Origin of the sequence: Proteocatella sphenisci DSM 23131 (genome assembly GCF_000423525.1) — a bacterium.
Taxonomy (GTDB): Bacteria; Bacillota; Clostridia; order Peptostreptococcales; family Filifactoraceae; genus Proteocatella; species Proteocatella sphenisci.
The window spans coordinates 36286-46354 of the sequence record NZ_AUID01000022.1; the positions used below are offsets into that span (position 1 = coordinate 36286).

At 39.6% G+C, this 10069-nt stretch carries 16 protein-coding genes and 2 pseudogenes; all 18 read left to right on the plus strand.

The genetic code is table 11. From position 1 onward, the window contains the following. Positions 1 to 9: 9 nt before the first annotated feature. On the plus strand, positions 10 to 513 hold the full coding sequence (locus G558_RS0108995; protein WP_028829879.1) for an HNH endonuclease: 504 nt from the start codon (positions 10 to 12) through the stop codon (positions 511 to 513). Between the two features lie 21 nt (positions 514 to 534). Beyond that, positions 535 to 822: a DUF1905 domain-containing protein gene (locus G558_RS0109000; RefSeq protein WP_028829880.1), complete on the plus strand. Its 288-nt coding sequence runs from the start codon at positions 535 to 537 to the stop codon at positions 820 to 822. 117 nt (positions 823 to 939) lie between these two features. Next, entirely contained in the window at positions 940 to 1095 is a 156-nt protein-coding gene (locus G558_RS14010; RefSeq protein WP_156888540.1) for a hypothetical protein, read from the plus strand. 18 nt (positions 1096 to 1113) lie between these two features. Continuing rightward, on the plus strand, positions 1114 to 1257 hold the full coding sequence (locus tag G558_RS14185; RefSeq protein ID WP_207636214.1) for a hypothetical protein: 144 nt from the start codon (positions 1114 to 1116) through the stop codon (positions 1255 to 1257). A 78-nt stretch (positions 1258 to 1335) separates the two neighbouring features. Next, positions 1336 to 1788, plus strand: coding sequence for a MarR family winged helix-turn-helix transcriptional regulator (locus tag G558_RS12885; protein ID WP_051188616.1), 453 nt, complete (start codon positions 1336 to 1338; stop codon positions 1786 to 1788). Between the two features lie 18 nt (positions 1789 to 1806). After that, positions 1807 to 3189 carry an MATE family efflux transporter gene (locus tag G558_RS0109020; protein ID WP_028829881.1) on the plus strand — a complete coding sequence of 461 codons (1383 nt, stop codon included), beginning with the start codon at positions 1807 to 1809 and terminating at the stop codon, positions 3187 to 3189. 240 nt (positions 3190 to 3429) lie between these two features. Beyond that, a complete protein-coding gene (locus G558_RS14555) occupies positions 3430 to 3537 on the plus strand; it encodes a DUF3841 domain-containing protein (RefSeq protein WP_071604474.1) in 108 nt (35 codons plus the stop codon). A 76-nt stretch (positions 3538 to 3613) separates the two neighbouring features. Continuing rightward, positions 3614 to 4687, plus strand: coding sequence for a cobalamin B12-binding domain-containing protein (locus G558_RS0109025; RefSeq protein ID WP_028829882.1), 1074 nt, complete (start codon positions 3614 to 3616; stop codon positions 4685 to 4687). Between the two features lie 14 nt (positions 4688 to 4701). Continuing rightward, complete coding sequence (locus tag G558_RS0109030; protein WP_028829883.1) at positions 4702 to 5754, plus strand: GGDEF domain-containing protein; 1053 nt, start codon at positions 4702 to 4704, stop codon at positions 5752 to 5754. Beyond that, positions 5751 to 5909: a hypothetical protein gene (locus G558_RS14330; protein ID WP_242825224.1), complete on the plus strand. Its 159-nt coding sequence runs from the start codon at positions 5751 to 5753 to the stop codon at positions 5907 to 5909. Before G558_RS0109030 ends, G558_RS14330 begins: the two co-directional genes overlap by 4 nt. Next, a complete protein-coding gene (locus G558_RS14335; protein ID WP_242825228.1) occupies positions 5902 to 6069 on the plus strand; it encodes an ASCH domain-containing protein in 168 nt (55 codons plus the stop codon). The genes G558_RS14330 and G558_RS14335 overlap by 8 nt, the downstream gene beginning before the upstream one ends. 42 nt (positions 6070 to 6111) lie before the next feature. Then, positions 6112 to 6458: pseudogene (locus tag G558_RS14560) on the plus strand (DUF2294 domain-containing protein). 127 nt (positions 6459 to 6585) lie between these two features. Next, positions 6586 to 7908, plus strand: a complete 1323-nt coding sequence (locus G558_RS12900; protein ID WP_071604472.1) for an L-lactate MFS transporter — start codon at positions 6586 to 6588, stop codon at positions 7906 to 7908. Continuing rightward, a pseudogene (locus G558_RS14340) lies at positions 7877 to 8206 on the plus strand (DUF3841 domain-containing protein). The gene G558_RS12900 and the pseudogene G558_RS14340 overlap by 32 nt, the downstream one beginning before the upstream one ends. Further along, positions 8182 to 8319, plus strand: a complete 138-nt coding sequence (locus G558_RS14345) for a DUF3841 domain-containing protein (protein ID WP_242825225.1) — start codon at positions 8182 to 8184, stop codon at positions 8317 to 8319. The pseudogene G558_RS14340 and the gene G558_RS14345 overlap by 25 nt, the downstream one beginning before the upstream one ends. Positions 8320 to 8367: 48 nt before the next feature. Next, on the plus strand, positions 8368 to 8589 hold the full coding sequence (locus G558_RS14350) for a DUF3841 domain-containing protein (protein ID WP_242825229.1): 222 nt from the start codon (positions 8368 to 8370) through the stop codon (positions 8587 to 8589). Positions 8590 to 9029: 440 nt separating this feature from the next. Continuing rightward, on the plus strand, positions 9030 to 9797 hold the full coding sequence (locus tag G558_RS13470; protein WP_051188617.1) for a CPBP family intramembrane glutamic endopeptidase: 768 nt from the start codon (positions 9030 to 9032) through the stop codon (positions 9795 to 9797). Positions 9798 to 9806: 9 nt separating this feature from the next. Further along, positions 9807 to 10069, plus strand: a 263-nt coding sequence (locus G558_RS0109080) for a MerR family transcriptional regulator (RefSeq protein ID WP_028829885.1), incomplete at its 3' end; no start/stop codon positions are given.

Consider the following 10069-nt stretch of genomic DNA (forward strand, 5'->3'; position numbering starts at 1 on the left):
TACAATGTCATGAGTATTAAAACTAAAGTTTGTGAAATCTCAGAGTATTGGTTTTCTAGAGTAGATGAATGTGGTTTAAGTGTGGATGCATTAGAAGCTAATGAAAGATGTTGGAGATGTGGATATAAAAATACACTTGAAAAGTGTCATATTATTCCGGACTCTTTGGGTGGAAAAGACGAACCTTCGAATTTAGTTTTACTTTGCCATAGATGTCATTTAGAAAATCCAAATGTTACTGATCCTGAAATAATGTGGGATTGGATTCGGGCTTATGGTACATCATTTTATGATACGTTTTGGTTTTTAAAAGGGATGCAGGAATATGAATTTATATACGGTAAGTCTTTTGAAGAAGAATTAAGTAGATTAAATATAGATGATGAAATTCAATTTAAAGATCTATTTGAAGATGAGTTAAAGAAAACAGCATTTCATTTTGGACATCCTTACTTAAATTCTGCAACAGTAGCCGGTGTCATGAGAATCGTAATAAAAAAATATATTATTTAATGAAAAAATGAGGTATGGTTTATGAATCAAAAGACATATGAGTTTGAAGCAGTAATCCAGAAAGTTCAAGATATAGATGGAGCTTATGTAGCATTTCCTCATGACCTGAAGCAGGAATTTGGGAAGGGAAGAGTTAAAGTGCATGCTGTTTTTGACGGGGAAGCTTATAATGGCAGTATAGTAAACATGGGCGTAAAAAATGCGGATGGATCTGTATGTTATATCATTGGGATTAGAAAAGATATCAGGGCGAAAATCGGAAAACAACCTGGGGACAGCGTAAAGGTAGCCGTCAAAGAGAGGGCCTAGACAAACTGATAAGAAAAGTAAAAAAGAGGAATAGTATAGAATAGTTAAGAATGGACATATTAATCTCGATTGGAACGGAAAGATACCACTCTGAGCTGAAGGAAAAGCTTCTTCTGCATGGCGGTAAATCTGCTGGAGCTTGAGGATTTGAAATCAGCAGCGAAGGAAATAGAGGAAGAGGTATCCATAAAATCTCTTACAGTCAAAGAGAAGGCTGCTGTTGCTACAGAGGTTTTAAAATCAGCAGCAGCGCGAAAAAAATATTGTACTTAAGCTCAGGAAAAAAGAAAAGTGAACAAGTGTAGAATGGGAGGAACAGAAATGGTTGTTACGAGCAAGGGCATTGTAAATGGATTCTTCTACAATGAGCTGTACAGACGGATGGATGGGCATATCCTTGAGATGTATACCTTAAAGGGTGAATACAGAAACTGATTATTGTGCGGATTTGACCTGTGTGAATAAATATGATAATATAGTTCAATATTGAACTATATTTCGGAAGGTGACCTTATGAGAAAAGAAGAAATAAATGTTAATAACAGCATCTTTTTAATATTCAACTGGAAACTCAAAAAAACATATGAGATGATGTTTCAGAAAACATCACAGGAGCTGAATCTTACTCAGAGCGAGATTGACGTGCTCCTGTTTTTGAGTAACAACAGACAGTTTGACACGGCAAGCGAGATAGTCAGATACAGGGTAATGTCAAAATCCATGATATCGAAATCTGTGGACTCTCTGCATAGAAAAGGCCTTATATATTATGTCGTGGATGAAGACGATAAAAGGTGCATTCATCTTAAGCTTGAGCCTGAAGCATTACCTACTGTGAATAAGCTGCAGGAGCTGCAGAAGGACTTTTTTGAGATCCTCACGCATGACATAAGCGAGGAAGAATACAAAGCTATGAAAACTGCGCTCGACAAGATGCACAGTAACATAACAGGAAAGTTTGATTAAAGAAAGGAACAAAACGACGTGAATAACAGACATAATAATGAACTGGGAAATGAAAAAATAAGCAGTCTACTTTTCAAGATGGCTGTACCTGCGATTACAGCTCAGATAATAAATCTGCTGTACAATCTTGTGGACAGGATGTACATAGGACATATTGAGGGTGTAGGAGCCACGGCGCTTACCGCAGTGGGCGTGACGATGCCGGTGATTATGGTCATATCGGCTTTTGCTGCGCTTGTAAGTATGGGAGGCGCTCCCCGAGCTTCGATAATGATGGGGAAGGGTGATAAGGACTCCGCTGAGAAAATCATGGGAAACTGTACTACTGCTCTTGTATTTATATCAGTTATTCTTACTGCCGCTGTGCTGCTGTTTGGGGAAAATATGCTCATGGCTTTTGGAGCAAGCGAGAATACCGTTGAATACGCGCTTGATTACATGAACATATATGCCTGCGGAACGATTTTTGTGCAAATTGCCTTAGGGCTAAATGCATTCATCACTGCACAGGGATTTGCAAAGATAAGCATGATTACTGTGCTCGTAGGAGCCGTGCTGAACATTATATTGGATCCGATTTTCATTTTCGGGCTCGACATGGGAGTAAAGGGGGCAGCACTTGCAACCATAATATCCCAGGCGGTGTCTGCGTTATGGGTTCTCAGATTCCTTACAGGAAACATGACTGTGCTTAAAATCAGAAAAAGACATCTGAAAATAGATTTCAAAGTGCTGCTTCCGTGTCTCGCACTCGGACTGTCTCCTTTCATCATGCAGTCTACAGAGAGCATACTCATTGTATCTTTCAACACATCTTTGCTGAAATATGGCGGAGATCTTGCTGTAGGGGCAATGACTATACTTTCGAGTGTAATGCAGTTTTCGATGCTGCCGCTGTCAGGGCTGACACAGGGCGCGGCCCCGATTATAAGCTACAATTATGGGGCAGGAAATGGAAGTCGGGTAAAAGATGCGTTTCTTCTTCTGCTTAAGATATCTCTGATTTATTCGGCTGCTCTCTGGGCGATTGCTATGATATATCCGCAGATATTCGCTGTGATTTTCACAAAAGATGCTGAGCTCATTGGAATATCAGTCAGGTCCATGAGGATATATATGGCGGCTTCATTATTATTCGGGATTCAGATAAGCTGCCAGCAGACATTCATAGCGCTTGGCAATGCAAGGACTTCGGTATTTCTTGCTGTGCTTAGAAAAATAATACTTCTTATACCGCTCATCTATATATTGCCGATTTTTTTCGAAAACAAGGTGGATGCAGTGTTTCTGGCAGAGCCGGTTGCGGATGTAATAGCAGTCACTGTGACAAGCCTTATGTTCTTAAGGCAGTTCAAAAATGTACTGGCAGAGCTGGATGTTTATGAAAAAAACATAATTTAGTTTACATTTAGTTTGCATTGTAATAATTCTGGAAATACTTTATAATTTACATTACAGATGAACTATTATCCAGAATGGAGAAAATATTTATGGGTTTGTTAATTAATATGGTGATTGCACTTCTGAATACATTCTGATAAGAAATATTAACACTGAAGCATATATCGAAAAACTTATATACAGAATATTTGAAGTGCTAAGGGCGCCACTAGATTTTAAGGGGCAGCATAAGAATGTTATCTGAATCTCTATGACTGGTATTCAAGAAATGCCTCAAAAATAGTGCCGAGCCCAGAAGGCGTTTTTTACCCGATATGGCTTTCGGTTTCTTCTGAAATGATTCTGTAGACAACTATGTGGGAAATAAGAAAAGAACAGTTAGTAAATATTATAAATGCTTAATTGAGGAAAACGGGAGGCTAGAATGAGTCTTTTAATAAACAACTCAGAATATAGATATATTGAAATTGCGCAGGCTGTTTTTCAGGAGCAGTTTAAGAGGGATCCAAAGCTCGAGCTTGAGATGGACGAGAGAAGAAAGCGGCTAATGTATGATGATGTCGTTTATAATATCAGTTTTCTGATGACAGCGGTAAGTCTCAAAGATGAGAGAGTGTTTACCGAATATGCTAAGTGGATATATGAGCTGCTATGCAATCTGATGAAGGACCTTGACAGGGACAGGATAATGGAGCACATGGTAGGTCATTATCAGATCCTTTCGGAGATATTTAAGAAAAAAGCCAGAGGTATGGTTTCTGAAGAGGACATTGAGCTGTCTGCAAGGTATCTCAGCAGCGCAATAGAATCTACAAGAGCCTCTGTAACGGACATCACGCTGTCTTCGAATTTTTCTGAAGGCAGTAATTATGAAATACGCAAGGCTTATCTTGAACATCTTCTCAAAGGCGAAACAAGAAAAGCTCAGGATCTCATAGAAGAAACAAGAAAACAGGGAGTCCCGCTTGTTGAAATATATGAAAGCATACTAGCCAGAACGATGGTAGAGATAGGAAGCCTTTGGCACAGAAATATCATCACCGTAGAAAAGGAGCACTATGCTACTTCGGTAACACAGACTATAATGTCGAGCTTTTATGATGAGATATTTGCAAGTCCAAGAAAGAACAAGTCCCTGCTGTCCTGCACTGTAGGAACAGAACTTCACGAAATGGGAATAAGGATGCTCTCAGATATCTTTGAATACAGAGGCTGGGATACATATTATATGGGAGCAGCACTGCCAAGAGAGGCTTTGATAAGATCGATAGAAGAGCATAAGCCGGATCTTGTGGCTCTTTCTGTAACCATGCCGATTTACCTTGTCGACTGCAGGGAAATCGTAAGCTCAATCAGGGAGCGTTATCCTGATATCAAGATAGCGGTAGGGGGCCAGGCATTTGACTATACGAGCGATATCTGGAAGGTGTGGGGAGTTGACTTTTATTCTGAAAAGGCTACAGATCTTGTAAGATTGGCAGAAGAGGAATTTAGATAAGTAAGGAGTTTATTATGGCTGAAAAGATATCGTTCCTTATGGAATGTGACAGAGACTGGAATATTACAAAGACAATATGGTATCAGCCAGTATACCTTATATCACCATTCGAAAAAAACCTTCTGAATATATTTGCAGACGGAGATCGTGAAAAGCTTTCAAGGCTCGTAGAAACTGTACTTATTGAAGATGTGGATCAGATATTTGATGTGAATTTCAGAATAAGAACACCTGATATAAGGGTGGCGATTTTTGTTATTTCACATAATGACATATTTCTTGTCTATGGACAGGATACCTCAATTCTTGGAAGGGACTGCATGACTTCTGCATGCAATGACATAATACTCAAGTTCATGAGCTCAATGGTAAAAAACATGGACAGAGAATTCACTTCTGACAATGAAAGGACCATAAGGATTCAGTTTGAGCAGATACAGAAGCTGAATAACAATCTTTTGAATCTGCAGAGAGAGCTTAAAAAATCAAACGCGAGGCTAAACAGGCTGAATGAGGATCTGAACAACCGTCTGGTAAAGGATGCGCTGACTGGACTTGTGAGCAGGTATCAGTATCGTGAAGAAATTGAACTCATGATATCCAAGTCACCTGACAGGCAGGGGATATATGTTTTTCTTGATATAGACGGATTTAAAAATATTAATGATACTTACGGGCATGCCGCAGGAGACGAGTATCTCAAGGAATTTGCATCAAGGATGATGAAAATACCTTATTACGATATAATATGCATGAGGATTGCCGGAGATGAATTTGGGCTCTACATACATGGATATGACAGCGTGGGTGAGAATGACGTGAATGAACTTTGGGAAAAAATAAAAAAGTATATCCTGAAGGATCCTGTTTTTATAGATGGAACATCTCTTGATATAAGCTGCAGCGCCGGAATGGCTGCCTACCTGAGAGACACGATAAATATTTATGAGCTGATAGAATATGCTGATTTTGCTATGTATGAGGCAAAAAAATCAGGAAAGAACAGATTCAGCGACTTTGACATGAAAAGATATGAAAATAGGCATATGATAGGAGCAGAAAAATGAAAGACAAAGATAAATCAGTAAAGGGAATGTGGGAAAGATATCTCATGACTATTGGAGAAAATCCGGAGTCTACTGAAATGACGTACCAGTCATGGTGTTTCTGCGATAATCAGGGACAAAAATGTCACAATAGTTCATTTCAGGGACATAAGTGAGGAGCATGCCATGATAGAAGGAGAGGGCGGTAAGTCTCTGGATTACTGGAGAAGAGCTCATATAAATTTTTTCACAAGAGAGCTTGAGGGAATTGGAGCTGAGTTCAATGAGGATGTACTTGTAGTGTTCGAGGAGTTTGAGGTTGTATTCCAGTTCTAAAATATGGTATTATAAAGGAGGATGTTCATGACAAAATGACAAATTGAATCGAAGCTAAGCGAAGCAATAAGTAAGTTTGAGATTGAACAGATGGGAAGAGGACCTGAGAAGATAAGAACGATCATATTTCAGGATCTTATAATAATAAGGCTGAAAGGTTTTCTGAGCACTTCAGAAAAAAACTTGCTCAGAACAAGGACGGCGTCGAGCTGATAAAGAAGATCAGAACTGCGCTGTTTGAAAACGCGAGGGAAGAACTTGAAGCGGTAATAAAGTCTGTTATAGATATAGAAATAATAAGCACATATTCAGATGTCAGCACAAAGACGGGCGAGAAGATAATCACCATAGTGTCAGATAAGAACATTGAGGAAATGATATCAGATTAATTGATTTGGAAGGCTTTTAGAAAGGTTTTTAACCAGTCGGAAGTTAGCCAGTAACGATACTCTTGGATGAGGATCGTTATTGGCTTTTTTTATTATAAAAAATCAGGAGAGAAAGGGAAAGTAATTGATGATTGAAAATAAGAAAAAATCGAGATGGAAGTATGTTATCCTTGGAATAATAATAATGATGTTTCTTGGAACTGTATATTCTTACAGCGTTTTCAGAATTTCACTGGAGCAGGCCTTTGATATTGGGTCTGCGCAGAGCGGGCTGCCATATATGACGGCACTTGCCTTCTATGCCATATTCATGTTTATTACAGGAAGGTATATTGAGAGGTTTAATCCCCGGGTTATAATACTTGTTGGAGGGTTTCTGGTCTCTGCGGGATGGATTTTGTCATCCTTTGCAACTGGAATAGTTACACTTACGATTGCATATGGATGCATTGGAGGTGCCGGAGTAGGAATCGCATATGGAGTTCCTATGTCCGTAGTTGCAAAATGGTTTCCAGAGAAAAAGGGCCTGGCCGTTGGAATGGTGCTGATTGGATTTGGGCTTTCGCCACTGGTCACGGCTCCCCTCGCAAGACAACTGGTTGAATATTTTGGCGTGCTGAAGGCTTTTCTTGTTCTTGGAATAGGCTTTGCAGTATTGCTGCCGTTCTTATCATATTCGTTCAAGTATCCAGCAGAGTCAGAACTCAGGGATCTCAATCAGATCCAGGCATCCGGGGAAAACGTTCGTGATCTTGCGATGGCCGAGATGGTAAGGACAAGAAGCTTTAATGGTCTTTACCTTAATTTTGTAGCAGGAACTATGATAGGACTTACGATAATAGGGATGACCACGAGCACTGGTGTTGAATTTGCCGGGATGGAAACAGGAGAGGTAATAAGCTTTATGGCTCTATTTGCCATATTCAATGGACTGGGAAGACCTTCATTCGGATGGATAACGGACAGGCTGGATTCCAAAAAAGCCATGCTGCTGTCATATGCACTTATTATAGCTGCATCTCTGCTGCTTATTGTTGCGGGTAAAGATAATAAGCTTGTATATATCATCTCATTTTCCATATTATGGTTCAATCTCGGGGGATGGCTTGCAATTGCTCCTGCTTCAACGATGAAGCTTTATGGCGCGAAGAATTACGCTCGCAACTATGGTCTTGTATTTACAGCATATGGCATTGGGGCAATAGCAGGAGTTTCCACGTCCGGTCTGCTGCTGGATATACACAAAAGCTATTATTTCGTATTCTCTTACATTATAGCGCTCTGCATGGCAGGAGTATTAGTGGTTTTGATAATGTTTAAACATGAATCGTCATCAAGGACTGAACTGTACATCCATGCAAAAGGTCAGTGGTTTGGGATAAACTATAATATGGGTATCCATGGAAAGAGAGGCGACGATGCTCCCAAGCAAGGCAACGGTCATAATTGACCTTACCGTGGATCCGGATATCATAACTATGGTGAATATAGACAAGTGGGGGACCATACTTAACTATTCCTATATTCCTTCAGACGATCAGGACAGGATAAGGCACAGAAAATACCTGGATTAGTATAGAACAAGCGATGCGCAGGCATATATGTCACAGTTTTATCCGCATATAAAGAGAAGTATAATTGAAAGCTGGAGCGGGCTTTTTGATGAGAGCATAATCCTTTGGAGCAGCAAATGCTATGGAAACATATGGGAGGTAATAAAAGAATGGATATCAGAAATAATAAGATAATCCTGTATTCATCTCAGGCTGAGGCAGTTCTACAGATAATTGAGCGTGACGGAGAGTGCTTTTCAAAGAGAAAATATGTTGCGAGGCCTAAAAATGCAGAGTACCCGTACTGAGCTTTCAAGGATATTTACAGCGTAGAGGCATCAGGGGACAGCAGGATAATAAAGCTCGAGGTTCCTGTAGAAGCGGCTGTTTTTTTTGACATGTACGACTGGAACAAGATACTCAGCCTGAAATACATAGGCGAGACAGAAAAGGACGAACAGGAATTTAGAAAGATGCTCAGAGATTACGGAATCACCAGAGAAAGCGATGTCGTGCTTACGAATTTCTACCCGAATCTCAAGCTGCAGGAAGCATACAGGCAGGGCTCTGGACTATAAGGAAAGAGTGGACAGTGAAATGATAAACTGAATCTTAATGAAAATGAGCTGTCGGGAAATAGCTCCCAAAGAAAAAAGCGACTCGTTACTTTAAAACCCCTGTTCATAGATGGTACCAAAATTGAAGCAATGCAAATAGATATACATTTGTATGGAGAGGAACTGTAAATTATCATTTAGAAACCATGTTTGTTGTAGAAGGAATTTATAAAGTTAAGGATATTATTGCTAAAAATAGAAAGCGAAAATTATTAAACTTAGAAAAAACTTCAAATAATTCAATCATTGAAATCGGAAATATATGTAGGCATCGGTTCACACCCAGACGGAAAACCGGCTGAGGATATATCACAGAGAGTAATATTTGTAAAAAAAGGGTATAGATATCGAGTACCTTAGTATATTGCGATTGCTAAGGGAGAGTTTTGGAGGTCAGTAATATGAAAAATAAAATAAACCGCAGAAATCTGAAGATAAGCCTTTTATTTACAGCTGCAGGGATAGTCGCAAGCACATTTGCCGCTATGTATCAGCTGGATATGTTCAGTGATGCAATTAAGAATCAGATTATCCTGCAGCTGGGATCGACAGAGGCTCTTATAGCCATTGCAGCTGTTCAGGGCGGTATAATAACTCTGATATCTTCATTTGCAGGACTTATTATTGCGGAAAAGGTAAGTCTGAGGCTCAATTTCCGTTTCGACAAAAACTCGCTCATGATTGCTATGGCAATCGGGTTTTTGACGGCAGCTGTCATAGTGCTTTCGGACAGGCTGATCTTTGTGAGGTATCTGCCTCCTGAAATTGCGAATTATGAATTTTCGCTCCTGTATCTTGTCACAGGCATTCTATACGGTGGTATAATTGAAGAGATAATGCTGAGGCTTTTTGTCATGTCATTTTTTGTATTAGCGCTGTGGAAGTTTTTTTCAAGAGGCAGCGACAGGAATAATATACCTGGCTGGATATATATATCTTCAATCTTTATTTCGGCTGCACTTTTTGCGGCAGGGCATATTCCATTTACAGCACAGATCATAGGCTTATCCCTGCCTGTACTGGCAAGAACATTTCTTCTCAATGGCATAGGCGGCATAGGATTTGGGTATCTATACTGGAAGCGTGGACTGGCATATTCTATGTGCGCTCATGCATTTACACATGTTTTCATTAACCTGATATCGGCAATATTTACTTTAGGGAGGTAAATACAACAAATGAAAATTGGACAATTTGCAAAGCTTAATAATACAAGCATAGATACCATAAGGCATTATATGTCACTGGGGCTACTTTTGCCTGAAAAGGCAGGCAATCAGTATGAATTTGACGAAAAATGCATGAGTGACTATCTCGAGATACAGAGATTGAAGCAAATCGGGTTCACATTGTCGGAGATTCAGCACCTCATGCTTTACAAAAAAATGGGAAATATGACAGGATACCGGCAGAGAATGTCCTATCTGTCATACTTTGAAAA

Excerpts from the sequence above, each read along its gene's own strand:
- G558_RS0109025 (WP_028829882.1), top strand. The coding sequence starts at position 3,614 with ATGAGTCTTTTAATAAACAACTCAGAATATAGATATATTGAAATTGCG.
- G558_RS14010 (WP_156888540.1), top strand. The coding sequence starts at position 940 with ATGGCGGTAAATCTGCTGGAGCTTGAGGATTTGAAATCAGCAGCGAAG.
- G558_RS14330 (WP_242825224.1), top strand. The coding sequence starts at position 5,751 with ATGAAAGACAAAGATAAATCAGTAAAGGGAATGTGGGAAAGATATCTC.
- G558_RS0108995 (WP_028829879.1), top strand. The coding sequence starts at position 10 with ATGAGTATTAAAACTAAAGTTTGTGAAATCTCAGAGTATTGGTTTTCT.
- G558_RS12900 (WP_071604472.1), top strand. The coding sequence starts at position 6,586 with ATGATTGAAAATAAGAAAAAATCGAGATGGAAGTATGTTATCCTTGGA.
- G558_RS13470 (WP_051188617.1), top strand. The coding sequence starts at position 9,030 with ATGAAAAATAAAATAAACCGCAGAAATCTGAAGATAAGCCTTTTATTT.
- G558_RS0109030 (WP_028829883.1), top strand. The coding sequence starts at position 4,702 with ATGGCTGAAAAGATATCGTTCCTTATGGAATGTGACAGAGACTGGAAT.
- G558_RS0109000 (WP_028829880.1), top strand. The coding sequence starts at position 535 with ATGAATCAAAAGACATATGAGTTTGAAGCAGTAATCCAGAAAGTTCAA.
- G558_RS14345 (WP_242825225.1), top strand. The coding sequence starts at position 8,182 with ATGGATATCAGAAATAATAAGATAATCCTGTATTCATCTCAGGCTGAG.
- G558_RS12885 (WP_051188616.1), top strand. The coding sequence starts at position 1,336 with ATGAGAAAAGAAGAAATAAATGTTAATAACAGCATCTTTTTAATATTC.